Genomic DNA, 20,524 nt, shown 5'->3' with positions numbered 1-20,524 from the left:
TCATATCCTCCTGAAGTCCATAAGTAATCCATCTTCTATCTTCACATTCCATGTATAAGGCCGTTATTTGAGAAATGCCGGTGCTTTTACCTGATCAATATACAAGATGCCGTCATACTGCTCCCGAGGCACGAAGACTTCCGGCAGCATGCCGAAGTAGAGGGCGGAGCGCGGCTCGCTCATCCAGGAGCTGCCGGGGCTCTTCTCCGCATAGCGCAGATCGACGAACGTATAAGGACGGTTCGCGGACTTCATCAACGATTCGATCGAATTGGCCGGAAGCGGCTGCACCTCGAAGGTCTCTCCCAGATTGTCCGCGCTCGTTCCGCTTCCCATATACAGGCCGATCGTGTAGCTGTACGGCCCGAACATCGTGTTCTGCATCAGCTCGCCCATGAAGCGGCCCTCCGGCATGAACGATTGCTCCATCCGCGAAGTCGCCTTGCTGATATGCGTGTTATGGCCCCAGACGATAATCTTTTCCGTCGGATAGATTTCCGTCGCCATCCAGAGCAGGTTGTCGGCCATCGCCTGGTCGCGCCATTCCATCATCTTCATCATGCCGGAATAGTCGCCTTCCTGGGCCGTCACATTCGCTTTGATACTAAGCTCAATGTACTCGTCGATCAGGCGGATGCGATCATCGAGCATCCGGTTCATCATCGCAATCAGATGCGGGTTGTCCGGGTACTGCTTCGCCAAGGTCTTCTCCTGCTCGGACACCTTTGCCTTCATATCCTGGTACAATTTCAACAAATTAGGTTTTTCTTTTGCGAAGGCTGCCAGATCTTCCGAGCTCATCCACTTCCACAGTGAGCGTTCGGCTTCCGTATATCGGGCGTTGAGATCTTCATCCTTCATCCAATCCCCGGCCAGAATCGGCCCCATCGGCTGCATATCGAAGCCTGCCAATTGGAGCGGCTGCTCCGTAGCTTGAGTTTCCTTCATGTATTGGAACAGCGGCAGCGTCTCCTTCGTATGCCATTGCGGGAAAATGGATGTCTTCAGGATCTCTTCCGGCGTCTTCGTCTTCACGTTGCCGAAGGCGGTTGCCGCATTGCCCAGCGGCGATTCGAAGGCTATGACGTTAAAGCCCAATTCCTGATGGAGAAATTGAATCAACCGCGTCTTGACCGAGTTGAACTCAGCGACTCCGTGCGAGCTCTCGCCGAGATAGACGATGCGCTTGTCGAGCAGCAGCGGCTTCAGCATATCCAGGTCGGCGAAGCTGCCTTCGGCAGGCTGGCCGTCCTTCGTCGCGGCAGGTTGTATCGTATCCAGCGCATAGGCATTCGTGCGGAGCCAATCTTCCCATTGCTGTCTGAATTCGGTCGATGCGGTGCCCTTGACGGCGGCCGTCGATGCGTCCGCAGCCGGGTTGGCTTCTCCATGTGCGGCCGGTGCCCAAGAGAACAGGACGCTTAGAGAAATCACGGATGCGGCGAATAGCTGTATGGAACGTCTGGTCCATTTTGTCATCATAGGTTTCAAAATATCATCTCTCCCTATAAGTATCTATACTGCTTTTACATATGAATCAGGGTCACGAGGACCGGCGTGTTGCCATTGGCCATTTTTGCTCCCGATGTGACGCATTCATCTTATAACGGAATGGATGCGGCCGCCTTATTTATGCGGTGAACGGAGCGATCTTGGGGGTGAGCGGCGCGCCCTGGAGGTCGTACGAACCGGATAGGAACGTGGCCGCGGGCCAAAGAGAATATGATAGTATACATTACGAAATGAATGGATTTGCGTTGCGCTATGGAATACTAGACTAACCATTTTCAACAGAGGACGAGTCTGGCCAGCAAAATGTGAGGAATGAGTTCCGTATCGATATATTGTTCGTTTTCGGGATGGAGAGATTAGAAAAAATAGCATTTCCCGGGCAATTTTCGACGAAAAGGCGAATGAATCGACAATATCATTGACAAAAAATCGGCTTTGGACTAGGATACGAAAGTGCGCAAGGCGCAAGGCAAGGAAGGAGCAGAGTTCATGATAGAAAAGTGGTTCAAATTAAAAGAACATGGCACGAATGTCCGCACCGAGATGACAGCGGGACTAACCACGTTCTTGACTATGGTATATATTGTTGTCGTCAACCCGGCGATATTGTCGGGGGCAGGGGTGCCGTTTCAACAGGTGTTCACGGCGACGGTCATCTCCGCCATTATCGGAACATTGACCATGGCTCTCGCGGCGAATCATCCGATCGCCGTCGCGCCGGGCATGGGAATGAATGCCTACTTCACCTCCGTGGTGGCTTCGCAGGGCGTTACCTACCAGACTGTCTTCGGAACGGTGTTCCTGGCGGGGATTCTATTCCTGCTGCTTACCTTTACGAAGCTGCGCGAGACGTTGATTGAGTCGATACCGGCGCCGCTCAAGTTCGGCATCACGGCAGGCATCGGATTATTCATCGCCTTTATCGGCTTGAAATCATCCGGCATTGTGGTAGCCAGCGAATCGACGATGGTCGCTTTCGGCGATCTGCACCAGCCTGTCACGATATTGACGCTGGCTGGCCTGTTCATTACGCTTATCCTGATGGCCCGCAAGGTGCACGGCGCTTTATTTATCGGCATGGCGATGACTGCCGTCATCGGTTACTTCATGGGCTTGATGAAGTTCACGGGTGTCGTTGCGCTGCCTGCGGCCCCGGTGTTGTTCGATATCGATATTTCGGGCGTCTTCACGCATGGACTGTACACGGTCGTCTTTGCCTTCCTGCTGGTGACGATCTTCGACACGACCGGCACGATGATCGGGGTCGCTGAGCAGGCGGGCCTGATGAAGGGCAACTCTTTTCCGCGGGCGAAGCAGGCGCTGCTGGCCGACGCCATGGCGACGACGGCAGGGTCGCTGATGGGAACGACACCGTCCAGCGCCTATGTGGAATCATCGGCAGGCGTGGCCGCAGGGGGGCGCACCGGCTTGACTTCGGCTGTCGTCGCCGGGCTGTTCTTCCTGTCGCTCTTCTTCTCGCCGGTGATCGAATCGATCTCTTCGCTCCCGGCCATTACCGCTCCGGTGCTCATCATTGTCGGCTGCTTCATGATGGAGGGGCTGGCCCGCATTCAGTGGAAGCAATTCGATGATGCGTTCCCGGCATTCGCGATTATGATCAGCATGCCGCTGACCTCCAGCATCGCGACAGGCATCGCGATTGGCTTCATTACTTATCCGCTCATCAAGCTGTTCAGCGGCAAAGGCCGGCACGTGCACCCGATTCTCTATGTCTTCGGCGTCATTTTCGCGCTGCAGATGGTATTTTTCCCGGCGCATTGAGCCTGACTGATGGTTATAAAGAGCTCTCGCCCCGGATGCTGCCTTGGATAGCGCCGTTCCTATGAAGGAAGCGGCAGGCCCATTAGGACTCCAGGGGTGACGGGCCGGTGTCTATGCCGGGGCCGGCCCCCGGTCTCGCTCCTTTAAGGCCGCATGGCTCACTTGCAATGTAACCGTACCGTGCTTGAAGAGGAGAAAGGGCTTGAGCCGGTTGACCCAGCTTCGCGGGGAGCCGAGCGCTTGCCCGCATGCGGCCTTCAGATCCAGGAGATGACGTTGGCCCATGAAGGGAGCAGGCAGGAAATGACTCCCCAATATCTTGTGACCGGCATAGATGTCGATCATCGCCTGCGCGCTTCGCGCGTAGTCCGGAATGTGGGCGGTAGGGAGATTGGCTACGAGAGGACCGTGATACAGGGCGTCCGCGACAAAGAAATACCCGTTCTCCTCATCCAACAATCCGGCATGATCCGCGGAATGCCCCGGCAATGGAATCACATGGAGCTTCCGGTTCCCTAAATCTATCGTCTGCCCCGCCTTATACCATTCCTGAATGGGGAAGGAATACCGCTTGAATGACAACCGTAACCGCCAGTGCGGGGTGAACAGGTTGTTTTTCATTTGCTCCCGGTTGATGGGAAGGTCGGTCAGCGCGATATGCTTGAACTCGTGGTTATTGCCGATATGATCGAAATGAGCGTGGGAATTAAACAAGATTATCGGCAGATGGGTGAGCTGTCTGATAAGCGGGGCGATCGTTCTTTTTCCCGAACCGGAATCAAAGAGCAGCGCCCGATCGGTCCCGATCAGAAGAAAGACATTATTTTTTTGATAATAGCGGGGTTCGTGAATCACATACGTCCTCTTGTCCAATGGATCGACCTGGTACCAATTATCATGTAAGGCACGGCCATCCGCTGTGGAAGCAGCGCTTCCTCCAGCCATACGAGTCCCTCCTTCTTCTTCCATACGAGTTGCCTGCATGGTTCTTATATATCCGCGGGTTTCACTATTCTCTATAAAATCATACAATGAACAAATATTCATTGTCTAATCCTGTATTTCCTTCGTATAATTAGGAGGGCTGTCAGGGGCGAACGGCGTCCCTGTTCCATGTCCAATAATACATAGGGGGAGACACGACGATGAGATGGACCAAGTGGGTCAAATGGATCGCGCCGCTGTGGATGGCCGCATTGCTGCTAAGCGCTGTACCGGCGCATGCGCTGGCCGCCGAGGAATGGGAGTGGGAAGAAGAGAGCGTTGAACTGAATATGGAGGATATCGATGATGCGCTCCTTACGCGGGTGCAGCAGGAAATGAAGAAGCTCGCGGGGAAAGAGATTGAACTGATCCATGCTTATCAATCCGGTGAGATGATTTTTCTTGCCGGCGAGAACGAGCACGACTATGCCAGCTTCCTTATCGAGGATATCGATAATTCATTGTACGTCAGCGCGGCCGTCTCCTATGCGGAAGTGCCGAGCAAGGTAAAACAAGCCGCGGAGAAGGCGCTCAAAGCATTGGACGGAAAGAAAAAATTCAAATTTACCGATGCCGTAAAAGCGAAAGAGGCCGCAGAAACGGGCATCACTTATTATATTAATAGCGATGATGCCAGCGTAGCGGTCGCCAATGGCGCCGTTACCTTCGCCGCGATTGAATATCCGGCGGCCCAAGCCGATAAAAAGGCGCTGGCCCGGGCGCAGGAAGCGCTCAAAGAGATGGCGAAAGCCGCGGGCGTGTCCGCTCCGAAGCTGACGGAGGCCATTCGCACGAGAGCCGTCGACGGAGATGTCTGGATGTTCAGCGACGGTGACGGGAAGGCTTCCATTGTCGTAGGGACAAAGACGGGAAAAATATGGAGCGTCTCTCTCATTGACAACAAGCCCATTGATTATGATCAAATGGAAATAATGGCGAACAAGATGAGCAACGAGAAGAAGATTGCCGCCGTATCGCCCGTCGTCAAGAAAATTGCGGGAATCGACATGAAAGGGTATTCCGTGTCCTGGAGTCCGGACTATCCGAATATGTTCGAATACACGAAGAAAGGCCAGCCGTCGATATACGGAATCATGTCTTCCTCAGGGAAGGTCACAGCCATTCAAATTCAGCCGGTGAAAGGCATAGCAGAATAAAACAACCATGGAATGGGCTGCCCGCCCGGCTCGTCATGAGCCGGCGGAGCGGCCTTCTTGATTTGTAAGGGCTGGAGCGGCCTGTGCCATGAGAAGGCCCACTTTACACGGGAGCGGAAATCGGGATATGATGGACGTATTCATATGCCAAACTTTGGAACCCCATTCAACTTTCCCGGTTTGGCGCCAAGAAGGAGGGGTTATGATGCTGCAGTTTCCGAAGCCGGATGTAGAGCAGTATTTCCAGACGACGGTCATTCGCCAGTTCGCGGTCAGCCGGGATGAGAGCCGAATCGTGTTCAGCAGCAACCTGAACGGCCATTACAATCTGTGGGCGATAGAGATGGAGGGGACCGCTTTCCCTTACCCGCTGACGTATATCAATCAGGTCAGCAGCTTCATTGCCATCGACCCGGAGCAGCGCCATATTTTGTGCGGCTTCGATCGCGACGGAGACGAGAATTACCACATCTATGCGCTTCCGCCGGCCGGAGGCAAGCCGGTACCGCTGTTCGAGGCGGATGAGAAGGACAAGATGTATTTCGCCCATCTGTCGGAGGACGGGGAGAGATTATATTATTGCACGAGCCGGAATAATCCGAATTTTTTGAACAGCCGCGTATACAATTTGCGGACGAAGCAGGACGAGCTTCTGATTGAGGGACAGGGTGCGGCAACGGATCTGGAGGCGGTCAGTCCGGGCGAGGGCCGCTTCGTCTACGGCCAGTCCTATAGCAATACCTATCGCGTCCTCTATGTCCGCACCGAAGAAGGCGATCTTCCGATGGTACCCGCCGAAGAAGGCGAGGTTCACCGAAGCAGCCGCGCCATCTTTGTGGATGAAGACACGGTTGTCTTCGCCACGGATTACAAGGCGGAGTATGCCTACGCCGCATCCTACCATATTCCGAGCCGCCAGTTTTCCGAGCTGTGCCGGATTCCGCGGGAAGGCATCGTCGAGATCAAGTGGCACAAGGACAGCCGGACGCTTTACTTCGTTACGGAAAAAGGCGTGGAGGATCGCCTGTACCGGTTCTCGCTGGATGCGCGTGAATTGGAGCCGATGGAGCTTCCGAACTCGCTGGTCGACCAGATTCATGTCGCCCAATCGGGCACCGTCTACCTGCTTGCCCGCGGAGCCGCATCTCCGGCGAATATTTACAAGCAAGCGGACAGGGGCTGGAAGCAGTTGACCCGGAACCTGCCGACCGGGCTGACGCCCGAGCAGATGGTAGAGCCAGAGGTCGTCACCTATTCCTCCTTCGACGGGATGGAGATAGAAGCGCTGCTGTTCCGGGCGAAGGCCGAAGCGGCCAACGGGTACACGATATTCTGGCCGCATGGCGGTCCGCAGGCGGCGGAGCGCAAGCAATTCCGCAGCATGTTCCAGTACTTCCTCGCCCAGGGCTACCATATCTTCGCTCCGAACTTCCGGGGCAGCACCGGCTACGGCAGCTCGTTCGTGAAGCTGGTGGAGTGCGATTGGGGCGAAGGCCCGCGTCTCGATTGCGTCGCCGGGATGGATTGGCTGTTCGAGCAGGGCATCTCATCGAAGGAGCGCCTGTTCATCGTAGGCGGCAGCTACGGCGGCTATATGACGCTGCTGTTGGCCGGTCGCCATGCGGATTATTTCCGGGCGGCGGTCGATATCTTCGGCGTCAGTAATCTGTTCACTTTCTACCATTCGGTTCCGGAGCATTGGAAGCCGATGATGGAGCGTTGGGTCGGCGAACCGGAGCGCGACAAAGAGCGCTTCATCAAGGATTCCCCGATTACGTATCTCGAAGGCATGACGAACCCGATGCTGGTCATCCAGGGCGCGAACGATCCGCGCGTCGTCAAGGCGGAGTCCGACCAGATCGTCGAGCAGCTTCGCCAGCAAGGGCGCGATGTCGAGTATATCGTGCTGGACGATGAAGGTCACGGATTCACGAAGAAAGAGAATGAAATGCGGGTGTATCGCGCGATCGTCGATTTCCTGCAGCGCCACCATGGGTAGGCGCAAGCAGCAGACTGTCCCCAAGTGGCCGCAATGGCTCGGGGACAGTTTTTTTAATCGGGCTTGATTGATCCGGGGAAAAATCGGGTAAGGAACGTATTATTCATGTTTTGCGCCCATGCGTATATGATGGAACATAGAATCGTCTGGGGAAGGGAGATTACAACTTGAGGACGACTGAACTCATTCATGAACTTCGGCAGCCGAAGATTCAGCCTTGGTATTGGATTTTGATGTGGGAAGTGTACTTCGTCGTCGTCCTAGTCGGGCTGGCGATGATGATCGGGCCGTTTCTGCTCCTGTACGGGTGGCGCAACGGCTGGGTATACGCCAGCTTCCTGCTCGCCGTGCCAGGCTTCTTCATCGTGCGCGGCACCGTCCGTCTGTGGGCGCAGCAGCTATGGATGAACCGCCATCGCGATACATACCGCCTCTACCCGGAGCGGGTAGAGTATGAGGCATGGGATCCGGCTTCCCGCGGGAAGCGGGAGGGATCGATTGCGCTGGCGGACATTCGGCGCGTCCTGTACGGGTATTCGGTCTTGGAAGGATACCATCTATATAAGCCGTCCAAGTTCACGGAGCAGGTCCCGCAGTTCGGTATGGTGCGGACCTTGACGCTGGAATTCAGCGATGGTTGGAAGCCCGGGAAGCTGTCCGTTCCGATGATGCGGAATGACGATATCCTGGCCTGGCTGGCCCAGTTCCGCTCCGGCCATATTCCGCTGTACTTTAGCCAGGCGGTTTACGGACTGAAAGGCTTATTCGTCGTTGGACAGGAGCAGCCGCTTGAGGAGGAAGGCCAGGAATGCGCGGAAGCGGCGTGGCCGGAAGATATCCATCGGATTGACTACGAGTTCCGCCAATACGTGGAGAGTCTGGCGCCGGAAGAAGAGGAGGAGCCGCTCCCGGAGGGGGCGTCCGCTTCATCCAATTCACAACCACAACGGACGTATCGGTTCGGCAAGATTGGCTGGAAAGCATACGGGGTGCTGCTGTTGCAGGGCGTGCTGTTGTACGGCATTTTGGCAGCCGCGGATCAAGGGTATCTGACGGAAGAGATGTACCGGCATCCCGCTTATAAAGCGATCGCCGCCGGCATCATGCTGCTGTTCGGGTTCCTTTTCTATCAACGCGTGAGCATCCGGCACGGGATGCAGCTCATCAGCTACCCGCTGTTGAACTTGGCCCTGTATCTGGTGGGCGGGGCCATCCTGTGCGGCGACGAGGGAACGCCGTCTTACGGGGCCTGGGATGAAATCGCCACGGCGGCGCTGCTGTACATCGCAATATCATGGATTCCCTACCTTATCATCTCCCGCGTTCGGCGGAACCGTGCCGAACGACAACAAGCGGCGCATCCGGGTCTGTAGCTCCGGATGTGCCGCTTGCTTGTGGTTAGGGTAGATCAGGTTCGTACCTAAATTCATACCGATCGACCTCGGTCTCCATCGTCATCCGATCGAGCTCTTTTTTCTCCCCCGGCTGAAGATGAAGTTCCTTGTATGTCTTCTCTTCCAGCACATTGCCCTGCGCATCATACATTTTCACATAGAGGCTGCCATCGAATGCCTTGTTCTCATTATAATTGCCGACATAGACCGTGATCCGGTAAATGTCCTCATCACGGAACGAACCGACCTTCGCGGCCATATGATCAACCGGCCGGATCAGATGCAAATCCTTGGTCGTCTCGGCATGCAGGTCATCCAAAGATTGCAGCATCCTCGCTTCCATGTGGTGAGCGTCGTAGGACACGGCGTAAATGAAAATGCTGGCGGCACCGTACAGCACCAGGGCAGCTCCGGCCGAGCTCTTCAGCACGGTCTTGCGATCGTAGCCTCCGGCGAGCATGCCGATGACGGCGACGATCCATAAGGCGGCTGCGATCCCATGGAACGGCGTCGCCAGCAATTCCGGATAAAAGGTCATAAAGCGGCGTCCTCCCGATACCTTGTTTTTATACGCGGTTTTATGTTGTTTACCCTATGCAGGGGCAGCTGAATCGTATTCCTCGCACGATAATCCGAGTGAGACCAGTGTACATGGAGAACAGCCGGATTGTAAAGAAGGGCGGATTCCCGTTATCCGCGCAGCAGCAGAACGGTTTGTTGAAATGCGGAATACCCGAAGTAGACGCCGAACCCGATAAGCGACCACCCGGCAAGGATCGAGATCCATTTCATGAGGCGCGGGGAGACCGCTCTTCGGCTCAGGTGGACGACGAGCGAGACCGAGAAGTCCCACAGACACACTCCGGCAAAAATCGCGCAGCTTAACCATAGCGCTTGGCCACTCCCCGACGATTCCAGCGTTTTGGTCATAACCGATCCATAGATGCCGATCCAGAACACGATGTTCATCGGATTGGCAATCGCGATCAGGAAGCCGGACAAGAACGACGAGCCGGCCGATTCTTGCCGGGGTGAACCGCCGGTCTCCCCCGTATCGATGACGGAACGGGCATCGCGGATGCTGTCATACCCGAGCTTCAGAAGCACGCCGCAGCCTAGAAGCCAGATGATCAGCTTCGCCAGCGGCGTCGTTACATAGGCGGCTGCCCCAAAATAAATCAGCAGCATGAACACGACGTCGGCGCACATCGCGCCGATGCCGACGCACCAGGCGTTCCAGAACCCTCCTCTCAGGCCGGCTTTAATCTGCGCCACATTTACCGGGCCGACCGGGGCCGACAGTGAAATGCCAAGCAGCAAATAACTGAACCACATGCTCATCAACGATGTTCCTTTCTACAGGTAATCAAAGCTTGCAAAGTTTGCTATAATCATAGGCAATCACTGTCCTGATGATAAGTGACAGATTTGCAGTTATTGATGGGTACAGAAGGAGGGCGCTAACGGTGGACCTGGTTCCATACATTGACGAGCAGTTGGGGGAAGCCAAATACAAGCAGATCTACCGGTATATGAAGCGGCAGATTTTGAGCGGCGCCATTCCGTCCGGGACGAGGCTGCCTTCGATTCGGCTGCTCGCGGAGAGCCTGCATCTTAGCCGCAACACCGTGGAGGCCGCCTATCAGCAGCTGCAGGCGGAAGGCTATGCGGACAGCCGCCCCCGGGCGGGCTTGTTCGTCTGCGAGCTGGAGGGCGACGGAGAGCTGCCTCCGCCAAGCCGCCATCGGGATGCGCCGCCGCCAGCCGATCCGGCCGCTGCCATGGATTATGAGATTGATTTCCGGCATGGCAATATCGATGCCCGCGGCTTTCCGCTCCCGCTCTGGCGCAAGCTGTCGAACGACGTGTGGCGGCTGATGCCCGTCGATGCCTTGCAATACGGGGAGCGGCAGGGCGAGCCCGGGCTTCGGAAGCAGATTGCCGCTTATGTACGCCGGTCGCGGGGAGTGGTCTGCGAACCGGAGCAGGTCGTCATCGGGGCAGGCATTCAGCAGCTTCTGATGCTGATCAGCCAGATGATCGGCCGCGAACGCCGAACGATCGCGATCGAGAATCCGGGCTATGACGGCGCCTGGGCGATCTTCCGCAACCACGGGCTGCGCCTTGTCTCCGTTCCGATGGAGCGGGACGGCTTGAACGTCGATCTGCTGAAGGCGAGCGGCGCGGAAGCGGTCTATATTACGCCGTCCCATCAGTTCCCATGCGGCATGGTCATGCCGGTGGCGAAGCGGCTGCGGCTGCTGCAGTGGGCGGAGGAGCGGGACGGCCTCATCATCGAGGATGACTATGATGGCGAATTCCGGTATCACGCGAAGCCGATTCCGGCGCTGCAAGGACTGGATTCGGGGGGGAGGGTGATCTATATGGGCACCTTCTCCAAGTCGCTGCTGCCGTCCATCCGCGTCAGCTATATGGTGCTGCCGCCGGCGCTGCTGGAACGGTACCGGAGCGAGTTTGCCGTGTATGAGCAGACCGCGTCCAAGCTGCATCAACTGACGCTGGAGCGGTTCATGGAGGAAGGGCACTGGGATCGGCATGTCCGGAAAATCCGCAAAATTTACCGCAAAAAGCATGCGGCCCTGCTGGCTGCCGTCAAGCGCACGATGGGCGGGCAGGTTCGGGTCATCGGGCAAGATTCCGGCCTTCATGTGCTGCTTCGCGCCGGCAATGGCATGACGGAAGCGGAGCTGCTGCAGGCGGCGGCCCGTGTCGGAGTGAAGGTGTACCCGACTTCGAACTATTGGGGGGAAGGCGAGGGCACCGAGGCTCCCACCCTGCTGCTCGGCTTCGGAGGCGTCAGCGAGCAGCAGATTGAAGACGGAATCGGCCGCCTCTACGAGGCCTGGTTCGTGAAAGGATGAGGAAGAATGAACAAGGGAACCATCATTCGATCGCCCAAGCTGGAGCTGCGGACGACGGACGAGCGGGATCTGGCCTTCGTCCGGGAGATCGAGAACGACCCGGACAATCGTCCGTTCATCGGGCAATGGACCGCGGAGCGCCATCGGGCCGCCCTGACCGAAGAAGGCGTGCTCCATGCCGTAATCATCGGCAAGCAGGGCGCTCCGGCGGGGTACATGATTGTGACGGGGTTGACGGATCCGAACCGATCGGTATGCATCCAACGCATCGCGCTGAAGGAGAAGGGCCGGGGGTACGGGACCGAGGCGATGCGTCTGATCGTGCGATGGATCTGGGAGCAGACGGAAGCGCACCGCATTTGGCTCGATGTCAAGGAAGGGAACGGCCGCGCGCGCCGCGTCTATGAAGCGGTCGGCTTCGTCCATGAAGGGACATTGCGGGACTGCCTGTTCAACGGAGAACATTTTGAATCGCTCTCGATTATGTCTATGCTGAGATCGGAATATAAGGGATAGCCGTCTCTCATCTTTGATGGACGAAGGGAAGACGGGTCTGGGACCCGAACTGTCGTGCACAGCCCCGCTGCAGGAATCGGCCTCATGCGCCGTCTCCTGCAGCGGCCGCGGCGCCGACGGACGCGGCCGTGAATGGAATCAGACATGGAGTTTGGAGTGAAGGAATGAGAATGGTGGAGCAACAGAAGCTATTGCCGATAGAGAATGCCCTGCCTGCGCTGAAGGAGGCTCTTCACGACGGCAGGGGTGCGGTGCTCGTCGCCGAGCCGGGAGCGGGCAAGACGACGCGCGTGCCGTTGGCGCTGCTGGACGAGCCCTGGCTTCGCGGCCAGCGCATCGTGATGCTGGAGCCGCGGCGGCTGGCTGCCCGTTCGGCGGCCCGCTATATGGCGCGGGCCAGGGGGGAGAAGCCCGGCCAGACCGTGGGTTACCGGGTCCGCCTCGATACGAAGGTGAGCGCCGCGACGCGGGTGGAAGTGATCACGGAAGGGGTCCTGACCCGGATGCTGCAGGACGACCCGGCGTTGGAGGGCGTGGGCCTGCTCATTTTCGATGAGTTCCATGAGCGGCATCTGGACGCCGATCTCGGCCTGGCGCTGGCGCTCGAATCGCAAGCGCTGCTGCGCGGCGATCTGCGGATCCTCGTCATGTCCGCCACGCTGGAGGCCGAGCCGGTCGCCAACCTGCTGGGCGGCGTGCCCGTCATCCATAGCCCGGGGCGGACGTATCCGGTGGATACGCATTATGCTCCGCAGCCGGAGAGCGTGCCGCTTGAACGGGCGGTCGCCCGCACGATCGCCTCGGCGCTCCAGCGCCATGACGGCGACCTCATGGCGTTCCTGCCCGGCGCGGGCGAGATTCGCCGCACGGAGGAGGCGCTTCATGCGGAGCTGCGCTCGCAAGGCATGGACGGGCGGGTGCGGATCGCCCCGCTGTTCGGCCAGCTCTCGGCCGAAGCGCAGGACGCCGCGATCGCGCCCGGGACGGACGGCGGGCGCAAGGTCGTGCTCGCCACGGCGCTGGCCGAGACGAGCTTGACGGTGGAAGGCGTCCGCATCGTCGTCGACAGCGGCCTTATGCGCGTCCCGCGCTTCTCGCCGCGCACCGGGATGACGCGTCTGGAGACGGTGCCCGTCTCCCGCGCGTCCGCCGATCAGCGGCGCGGCCGGGCCGGCCGTCTCGGCCCCGGCGTCTGCTACCGGCTCTGGCCGGAAGCGCGCCACGCCCAGCTTCCGGCGCAGAATACGCCGGAAATTCTGGATGCGGATCTGGCCCCGCTCGTGCTGGAGCTCGCGGTCTGGGGCACCGCCGCATCCGACCTGCGGTGGCTGACCCCGCCGCCCGCGGCCGCTCTGGCCCAAGGCGCCGATCTGCTTCAACGGCTCGGCGTCTTGACGCCGGCCGGGGCTTTGACGGCGCATGGGCGCGAGCTGGCCGGGAGCGGCCTGCACCCGCGGCTCGCGCATATGATCGCGCGGGCGGAGCCGCTCGGCCTCGGCGCCGCCGCCTGCGATCTGGCGGCGCTGCTTGGCGAGCGCGACCTCTTCCGCAAGGACCCGGGCGCGGCGGAGACGCCGCTTAGCCCGGATCTGTCCTTGCGCCTGGAGGCGCTCGCGGCCCGCCGCGCTCCGCAGGCGGCGGCTGCGGCCGGCGGCCGGCTGGACGAGGGCGCCGTCCGCCAGGTGCGCGAGCAGGCGCAGCGCTACCGCCGGGCGTTCGGCGCCCCCGCGGAAGCGCCGCCGCCATCCGCCGCCGAGGCAGGCCTGCTGGCCGCGTTCGCGTACCCGGACCGCATCGCGGAGCGCCGGGCGGACGGCCGCTACCTGCTCGCGAACGGGCGCGGGGCGGCCTTCGCTCCCGCCGCGGCCCGCAGCGCCCCGCTGGCGCGCGAGCCCTACCTCGTCGCCCTGCAGCTCGACGACACCGGCGCGGACAGCCGCATCCTGCTGGCGGCGGCCTTGGATCGCGCCCTGCTGGAGCGGCACTTCGCCGAGCAGCTCGTGCGGGAGACGCAGGTCGCCTGGGACGCGGCGGCCCAAGCGGTCCGCGCGCGCGAGCGCGTTCGGCTGGGCGCGCTCACGCTGGCCGACGCGCCGCACCCCGCCCCCGATGCGGAGGCGGTGCAGCGCGCGCTGCTGCAGGGCATCGCCCGGGAAGGGCTCGCCCTGCTGCCGTGGACCAAGCAGGCGCGGCAATGGCAGACGCGCCTTCAGTTCATGCACCGGCATCAGCCGGATTGGCCCGATGCCGGGGAGGAAGCCCTCCTCGCGACGCTGGAGGAGTGGCTCGGTCCGCATGTCTACGGGATGCGAAGCCGGGCGGACCTGCAGAGCCTCAACCTCGCGGCGGCGCTCGAAGCGCTGCTGCCGTGGGAGAAGCGGCAGCAGATTGAGCGGGAAGCGCCGACCCATATGACGGTGCCGAGCGGATCGCGAATCGCGATCGATTACACCGATCCGGATCGGCCGGTGCTCGCCGTGCGGCTGCAGGAAGTGTTCGGCTGGAAGGAGACGCCCCGAATCGCGAAGGGCGCGGTGCCGCTGACGCTGCACCTGCTCTCGCCGGCCCAGCGTCCGGTGCAGGTCACGCAGGACTTGGCGAGCTTCTGGCAGAACGCCTATTTCGAGGTCAAAAAAGATCTGAAAGGCCGCTACCCGAAGCACTATTGGCCGGATGATCCGCATGAAGCGATCGCGACGCGCCGCACGAGGCCGCAGCCTCCGCGCGGATAAGCGCGTTGAGCGCACCGAACCGGCAGTTTATCAGATCATGGACGACACAAGAAGGAATAGAATCGTCCCGGGGAACGAATGAAAGAGATTCCCGGGGCTTCTATTCCTTTTTTCGCTTATGGCGGGAGGGGGACAGGCTTTCTGAGGAAGCTTCATTGTTTCTGCCGAGTGAGTGCCCTTGAAGGTACTCCTGGCTAATATCCCCTTCGCTCCGATGGAAACAAAGAGTACTTTCCAATAACCGAACGGTTCCCTGGCGCAGGGATGGCAGGGTCAAGCGTTGTTTGACCCCGCGAGCGGCCTCCTTTATAATGAAAATGGAGTAATATCCTATTTTAGTATAATTTTGGAGGTGGAGTAAGTGGCGCGTGTATTATATGTAACAATTCCAGCAGAAGGTCACGTTAATCCTACGATAGGATTAGTGAAGCAACTGGTCGACAATGGGGAAGAAGTCGTCTATATGTGCTCGGAACAATATCGGTCCAGGCTTGCCCGGACCGGGGCGCAATTCCGAGCCTATCAAATGGATGAAACCGTATTTAGACAGCTAGGTTTTAATCCAACGGAATATAAGCACCCGCTTAACTTCACCGAATTTATTGTACGAGGCATTATTGAACCTCATGTTCCTGAAATTTTAAGGCAGACAGAGGGAGAATCTTTTGATTACCTGATTTTTGACTCCTTGTTCGGGTGGGGAGGGGCGATTTTAGGGGAAAAGTTGGGCATCCCGACGATCTGCTCGATTACCAACCTGGCTTTTTCCGAGCCTCTGAGCAGCATGATAGAAGTGTTCGAGGCCGATGATCTAGATGTGGAAGCTCTTTATGCCAGAGTGGAGAAGGCGGCGCAGAGCGTCGCGCGGGCCTGCAACGTAGCCGTGCCCGCCATTGAAGATATTACCCGCCAGTATGGGCAATTTAAAATTGTATTTACAAGCCGCGATTTCCAACCGGAGTCGGACAAGCTTGACGATAGCTATATCTTTACCGGACCTTCCATAACGCCGCGTCCCGATGCCCCCTCCTTTCCGTTTGAACAGCTTCGATCGCAATATGATAAAGTGGTCTACATATCAATGGGAAGCATTTTAACCAAGGATGTGGAGTTGTACAAGCTTTTCTTTGAGGCGTGTGAAGATATCCCGGCGCAATTTGTGTTATCTTGCGGCAAAGATACGGATCTCGACTCGCTGGGTGACCGGATTCCGCACCATTTCATCATCGAGCCGTATGTTCCCCAGCTCGAAGTGCTCCAGCAAGCCGATGCTTTTATTACCCATGCCGGCATGAACAGCGCAAGCGAGGGGTTATATTATGACGTGCCTCTGGTCATGATTCCATTAAGCTCGGATCAGCCCATTGTCGCCAAGCGGGTAGAGGAGCTGGGAGCCGGGATTTGTCTAAAGAAGAGCGAGCTTACGCCTGAAGCGTTGAAGTCCGCTTTGCTGCAAGTGTTGAATGAATCATCTTATAGAGAGCATGCCAAGCGGGTAGGGGATTCCTTGCGCAGCGCTGGCGGGTACACCGAAGCCGCGAAGCGGATTATGTCCTTATTTTCAAAAGTATAAAAGGCAAGATGGAGATGTACCGACAAGTTGAGCAGCTTGGCTGCAGACCCGACTCGCGTTACACAAGGGGGGGGGTGCAGTGAAATCCTGCGTTAAAGCAGCAATTTTCGATCTTAGAAGCGATATTTGATTAAAATCCTGAAAAAATACATTATTTTTATCGAGTTTTGTCTTTTAACTGTTGGACACCCCGAAATTGATGCAGGTTTGCAGGAAGTCCTGTGACAGAGTGCCAGTCATAAAGAAAAACTGCATATTCGCAGTTTTTTCATCGCTCACCGTCAGAGACCGGGGCGGGGCTGTCTCGTCGAGCTAATAACGGCTTATGGAGGCAGCCCCTTTCGCCGCTGCACGGGACAAGTACGGCACAGAGGGCGGCGGCGGGTAAAAGGGGCAGAACCGGTTGTGCGGGGATGCCGCAAGTGGGCGGATAGCGAATGCGCCGGCTGCGGGGGAAGCTGGAGGGGGATCCTTTGTAAGCGAGGGCATACTCATGTAAAATAAGTCATAGACGGCCGAGGGCGACGCGGGTGCCCTGCGGTTCTATTCCAGTCTATCGAGGTGAATGACCATGTCACATGCCCTGGTATCGTCGCAATGGATATCGCTGCTTGTATCGCTCGCAGCCGGGACGGCGGTCATTGTGCTGCGCCTTCGCGCCTCCCGCAAGCCGACCTCCGCCAAAAAGATTATAATGCCGCCCATCGGCATGGCCACCGGTTTTCTCATGTTTATCGTTCCGGCGATGCGGATCCCGTGGACATGGGGCCTTGCCGCTTTTGCGGCGGGTGCGGTATGCTTCTCGTACCCGCTTATCCGCACCTCGCGGTTCGAAGTGAACGACGGGCAAGTCTACCTGAAGCGTTCGAATATGTTCATCGTGGTGATCGTCGCGTTGTTGGTTTTGCGGCTCATTCTGCATGATGTCGTGGAGCAGGTCGTCTCCATAACGCAGAGCGCGTCCATCTTCTTCATCCTGGCGTTCGGGATGCTGCTTCCTTGGCGCGCAGCCATGCTGATGCAATACCGGAAGCTGACAGGTTCTGCGGATGCCGGCGCGGGAGAGAACCGCTCCACGTAGACATGGCGGCGGACGGAGATGCCGGAACGGAGCCGCCGGGGCGGAGCAACTGGATGCGGAAGCCCGGCCCCGCGGTTCATGCCACCGGCATGCAGCGCTATACACGAGGTTACGGCTCTACGGAGCCCGCTTCTTCCCGAACATGGGAAGGGGCGGGCTCTTCGTGTGTGCAGAGCGTTCTGCGCTTGTACAGCGCTCCCCTCGCGATGCGGAATATGGCAGAGTCTGGCAGGTTGTACAGTCCCCAGACGTGTGTCTTCAGCGGCCCGAGTGCGGTTCAAGCCGTTCCCCACTCGACCCCGAGCTCCTTCAAGTATTGGCGGTAAGCGATGCTGACCCGGTCGCATTTGAGCGACAGCTCCGCCTGCAGGTCAAGCGGCAGATCCTCCGGCTTCTGATTCTCGACGACCGGCTTGTCCTGCTCGAAAATCATATCTTGGAAGCGGGTAATCTCGTTGTCGCTCAACCCCGGATCGTAGCTGAACGAGATGATGCCGTAAGCAACGGACATCGCCGAGTCCTGCGGACGAACCGTCAGCAGAATCGACATGCGCTGCCCGGTCTCCTTGTCGCGCTTGACGAACTTGACCGTGAGCGGCCGGGCAATCTCATACGTATAGTACACATGCTTCGCTTGTCCGCTTCCATCCGGATCCGGCTGGAAAATCTCGATCTCCTCCGAACGGATGCCCTCCGCCACCCGATGCACCCGGTAATCTCCGATCTCGGTATGCGTCTCCACCCCGAGATAGCCTTCATGCACGACAGCCAGATGGCCGACATCAAGGAAGTTCTCCACGATCCGCGGCGGCTTCGCTTCGACGGTCTGCGGCCCCCAGACGACATGGCGCCACCCTTCCGCTTCATATTCCGGGAACGGGAACCACGGCGCGTCCTTGCCGCCGAGATTGACCCAGATGAAGCCGTAACGTTCCTCACATCCGTATGCAGTCGCTTGCGCTTTCTTCGGAATGGCCTGCTCCGCCGGCAGCTGCGGAATGTGCACGCAGGCGCCGGAAGGGGCGAATTCCCACGCATGATACGGGCAGACGAGATGCCCGTTCTTGACGCAGCCCAGCGATAATGCCGCTCCGCGATGGATGCACAGATCCTTGAACGCATGCACGCCGTCCTCCGTGCGGAACACGACGACGCGCTCTCCCATGATGTGGACCTGAATCGGCTTCTCCTTTACCTCATCCGCCCGGCAGGCGACAATCCACTCCTTGCGCAATACTTCATCCTGGATGATCATGATCTTGGTATATTCCCTTTTTATGGAAATGTTATGAATCAATGAGAGTTTTAATTCGAAAGTTCGACAATCAATCTATTCTTATCTTATTTTAGGAGATATATTCGATGCAGTCAATCCGAAACACGAACAATCTTTTGGAAAGCATAAAAAATATTCGTGAATAATCTATACAAATCGGGGGATTGAATTTATAATCTGGAATTGTGAGCTATATCACGTCAAGGACTACATTCGAACCGCAATGGGAGGAACAGCACACTTATGGAACCGTCAACCAAGTCGAACAACCTTATCGTTGGAGTGGATGATAAGATCGGCGTCGGGAAGGCTTTTATTTTGGGCTTGCAGCATGTATTGGCGATGGATTTGTACATTGCTCCAATCGTCATCGCCGGCCTGCTCAGTCTGAGCGCGTCGGACACTTCGTTTTTTATTCAAATGTGCTTTTTGGGGACGGGCATCGCCACCTTGATTCAGACCGGCTTCGGACTCCGGCTGCCTGTCGTTCAGGGGCCGTCTTATGTGCCTATCGGGGCCATGGGGGCCATCGGCAGCAAGCTGGGGCTTGGCGCGATGACCGGGAGCCTGATTCCCGGGGCGCTGCTTATCGCCCTGCTGGGCATGCCGTTGAAATGGTTCGCCAAGGCGGTTCGCCGCGTCATCCCTCCGCTGGTCGGCGGCACGGTTATTCTCATTGTCGGTATTTCGCTTATGCCTGTCGGCATGAGCAATATTTATAGGGCGGAAGGCGATCTGTGGACCAATGTGCTGATTGCCGCCGTCTCTGCGGGCGCGCTGATTATTTGCATGCTGCTCGGCCGCCGTTCGAAGGGGCTGGGCACGGTGTCGCGCCTGATTTCCGTCATCGTCGCGATCGTCGTCGGCACGATTACCGCTTCGTTCTTCGGGACGGTCGACTTCACGCCGGTCGCCGAGGCGGATTTGCTGGCGATTCCGAGCTTCTTCCCGTTCGGAGCCCCGGTCTTCGACATAAGCGCCATTTTGACGATGGTCTTTGTCTATTTCATTATTCTAATCGAGACGACCGGAACCTGGTTCGTCATCTCCCAGGTTACCGGCAAAGAGCTGACGGACGAGCGCTTGAACCGCGCCGCCGCCGGCGAGGGAATCGGCTGCTTCGCCGGCGCTCTGTTCGGTGGCACGCCGATGACCGGCTACTCCTCGAACGCCGGACTGATCGCGGTGACGGGAGTAGGCAGCCGCATGGCGATTATGGCGGGGGGCATCATCCTGCTCCTGCTCGGCCTCGTGCCGAAGCTGTCTACGGCGATTACCTGCATTCCGGAGCCGGTCATCAACGGGATCTTCGGCGTCGTCTGTGTCGCGATTGTCGTGAACGGCCTTAAGGTCATTCAACTGATCGACCTCGATGAACGCGCAATGATGATTATCGGGGTGCCGGTCCTGCTGACGATGGCCGTGACGGTCCTGCCGAAGGACGCGCTGGTTGGTCTGCCTGATTTCGCCGTCTATATTTTATCCTCCGGCATTACCGTCGGGGCGATCGCCGCGCTTTTGCTGAATCTGATCATTCCGGGCGGCCGGGCCGCTTCGGCCAAGGAAGCGGCAACGGATACGGCGGCATAGATCGCTATCGTTATTGAATTCCGAACGCACATAACCCCCGCTGGCC

Annotated in this window: 15 protein-coding genes; 10 read left to right on the top strand and 5 right to left on the bottom strand. The window is 58.2% G+C overall.

Features of this window, described 5'->3' with window-relative positions; all coding sequences use genetic code 11:
• Positions 1-63 precede the first annotated feature (63 nt).
• Positions 64-1,482: an erythromycin esterase family protein gene (locus L6439_RS26695; RefSeq protein ID WP_237096967.1), complete on the bottom strand. Its 1,419-nt coding sequence runs from the start codon at positions 1,480-1,482 to the stop codon at positions 64-66.
• Positions 1,483-2,001: 519 nt separating this feature from the next.
• Between L6439_RS26695 and L6439_RS26690 the strand changes: the two genes are divergently transcribed.
• The gene (locus L6439_RS26690; protein ID WP_168182344.1) at positions 2,002-3,294 is read left to right on the top strand and encodes an NCS2 family permease; all 1,293 of its coding nucleotides are present in this window, start codon (positions 2,002-2,004) and stop codon (positions 3,292-3,294) included.
• Positions 3,295-3,405: 111 nt separating this feature from the next.
• Here the strand turns inward: L6439_RS26690 and L6439_RS26685 are convergent, their stop codons facing one another.
• Positions 3,406-4,239: an MBL fold metallo-hydrolase gene (locus L6439_RS26685; RefSeq protein ID WP_168182345.1), complete on the bottom strand. Its 834-nt coding sequence runs from the start codon at positions 4,237-4,239 to the stop codon at positions 3,406-3,408.
• A 200-nt stretch (positions 4,240-4,439) separates the two neighbouring features.
• Here L6439_RS26685 and L6439_RS26680 point away from each other — a divergent pair, with 200 nt between their 5' ends.
• From L6439_RS26680 to L6439_RS26670, 3 genes are all read left to right on the top strand, one after another.
• Positions 4,440-5,435 carry a hypothetical protein gene (locus tag L6439_RS26680; RefSeq protein ID WP_168182346.1) on the top strand — a complete coding sequence of 332 codons (996 nt, stop codon included), beginning with the start codon at positions 4,440-4,442 and terminating at the stop codon, positions 5,433-5,435.
• 205 nt (positions 5,436-5,640) lie between these two features.
• On the top strand, positions 5,641-7,434 hold the full coding sequence (locus L6439_RS26675) for a S9 family peptidase (protein WP_168182347.1): 1,794 nt from the start codon (positions 5,641-5,643) through the stop codon (positions 7,432-7,434).
• 167 nt (positions 7,435-7,601) lie between these two features.
• Complete coding sequence (locus tag L6439_RS26670) at positions 7,602-8,807, top strand: hypothetical protein (protein WP_168182348.1); 1,206 nt, start codon at positions 7,602-7,604, stop codon at positions 8,805-8,807.
• 25 nt (positions 8,808-8,832) lie between these two features.
• Here L6439_RS26670 and L6439_RS26665 read toward each other — a convergent pair whose 3' ends face one another.
• Positions 8,833-9,366: a hypothetical protein gene (locus L6439_RS26665; RefSeq protein WP_168182349.1), complete on the bottom strand. Its 534-nt coding sequence runs from the start codon at positions 9,364-9,366 to the stop codon at positions 8,833-8,835.
• A 152-nt stretch (positions 9,367-9,518) separates the two neighbouring features.
• Complete coding sequence (locus tag L6439_RS26660; protein WP_213469806.1) at positions 9,519-10,172, bottom strand: LysE family translocator; 654 nt, start codon at positions 10,170-10,172, stop codon at positions 9,519-9,521.
• Positions 10,173-10,294: 122 nt separating this feature from the next.
• Between L6439_RS26660 and pdxR the strand changes: the two genes are divergently transcribed.
• From pdxR to L6439_RS26635, 5 genes are all read left to right on the top strand, one after another.
• A complete protein-coding gene (gene pdxR / locus L6439_RS26655) occupies positions 10,295-11,710 on the top strand; it encodes a MocR-like pyridoxine biosynthesis transcription factor PdxR (RefSeq protein WP_306434362.1) in 1,416 nt (471 codons plus the stop codon).
• Between the two features lie 6 nt (positions 11,711-11,716).
• Positions 11,717-12,226, top strand: a complete 510-nt coding sequence (locus tag L6439_RS26650; protein WP_213469808.1) for a GNAT family N-acetyltransferase — start codon at positions 11,717-11,719, stop codon at positions 12,224-12,226.
• Between the two features lie 170 nt (positions 12,227-12,396).
• The gene (gene hrpB, locus L6439_RS26645) at positions 12,397-14,958 is read left to right on the top strand and encodes an ATP-dependent helicase HrpB (protein ID WP_213469809.1); all 2,562 of its coding nucleotides are present in this window, start codon (positions 12,397-12,399) and stop codon (positions 14,956-14,958) included.
• Positions 14,959-15,319: 361 nt separating this feature from the next.
• Positions 15,320-16,531 carry a macrolide family glycosyltransferase gene (locus tag L6439_RS26640; RefSeq protein WP_213469810.1) on the top strand — a complete coding sequence of 404 codons (1,212 nt, stop codon included), beginning with the start codon at positions 15,320-15,322 and terminating at the stop codon, positions 16,529-16,531.
• Between the two features lie 571 nt (positions 16,532-17,102).
• Positions 17,103-17,612 (top strand): CcdC family protein, encoded by a 510-nt coding sequence (locus L6439_RS26635; RefSeq protein WP_168179164.1) that lies wholly within the window; start codon positions 17,103-17,105, stop codon positions 17,610-17,612.
• A 277-nt stretch (positions 17,613-17,889) separates the two neighbouring features.
• Here the strand turns inward: L6439_RS26635 and L6439_RS26630 are convergent, their stop codons facing one another.
• On the bottom strand, positions 17,890-18,867 hold the full coding sequence (locus L6439_RS26630; RefSeq protein WP_213469811.1) for an aromatic ring-hydroxylating oxygenase subunit alpha: 978 nt from the start codon (positions 18,865-18,867) through the stop codon (positions 17,890-17,892).
• A 264-nt stretch (positions 18,868-19,131) separates the two neighbouring features.
• Between L6439_RS26630 and L6439_RS26625 the strand changes: the two genes are divergently transcribed.
• Complete coding sequence (locus L6439_RS26625) at positions 19,132-20,478, top strand: solute carrier family 23 protein (RefSeq protein WP_213469812.1); 1,347 nt, start codon at positions 19,132-19,134, stop codon at positions 20,476-20,478.
• Positions 20,479-20,524 lie beyond the last annotated feature (46 nt).

The sequence above is a fragment of the Paenibacillus dendritiformis genome (genome assembly GCF_021654795.1).
In the GTDB taxonomy this organism is placed as follows: domain Bacteria; phylum Bacillota; class Bacilli; order Paenibacillales; family Paenibacillaceae; genus Paenibacillus_B.
The sequence above is the reverse complement of the archived record's forward strand: the minus strand, read 5'-3'. Positions and strand labels throughout refer to the sequence as shown.

Excerpts from the sequence above, each read along its gene's own strand:
- L6439_RS26695 (WP_237096967.1), bottom strand. The coding sequence starts at position 1,482 with ATGATGACAAAATGGACCAGACGTTCCATACAGCTATTCGCCGCATCC.
- L6439_RS26690 (WP_168182344.1), top strand. The coding sequence starts at position 2,002 with ATGATAGAAAAGTGGTTCAAATTAAAAGAACATGGCACGAATGTCCGC.
- L6439_RS26685 (WP_168182345.1), bottom strand. The coding sequence starts at position 4,239 with ATGGCTGGAGGAAGCGCTGCTTCCACAGCGGATGGCCGTGCCTTACAT.
- L6439_RS26680 (WP_168182346.1), top strand. The coding sequence starts at position 4,440 with ATGAGATGGACCAAGTGGGTCAAATGGATCGCGCCGCTGTGGATGGCC.
- L6439_RS26675 (WP_168182347.1), top strand. The coding sequence starts at position 5,641 with ATGCTGCAGTTTCCGAAGCCGGATGTAGAGCAGTATTTCCAGACGACG.
- L6439_RS26665 (WP_168182349.1), bottom strand. The coding sequence starts at position 9,366 with ATGACCTTTTATCCGGAATTGCTGGCGACGCCGTTCCATGGGATCGCA.
- L6439_RS26650 (WP_213469808.1), top strand. The coding sequence starts at position 11,717 with ATGAACAAGGGAACCATCATTCGATCGCCCAAGCTGGAGCTGCGGACG.
- hrpB (WP_213469809.1), top strand. The coding sequence starts at position 12,397 with ATGGTGGAGCAACAGAAGCTATTGCCGATAGAGAATGCCCTGCCTGCG.
- L6439_RS26635 (WP_168179164.1), top strand. The coding sequence starts at position 17,103 with ATGTCACATGCCCTGGTATCGTCGCAATGGATATCGCTGCTTGTATCG.
- L6439_RS26630 (WP_213469811.1), bottom strand. The coding sequence starts at position 18,867 with ATGATCATCCAGGATGAAGTATTGCGCAAGGAGTGGATTGTCGCCTGC.
- L6439_RS26625 (WP_213469812.1), top strand. The coding sequence starts at position 19,132 with ATGGAACCGTCAACCAAGTCGAACAACCTTATCGTTGGAGTGGATGAT.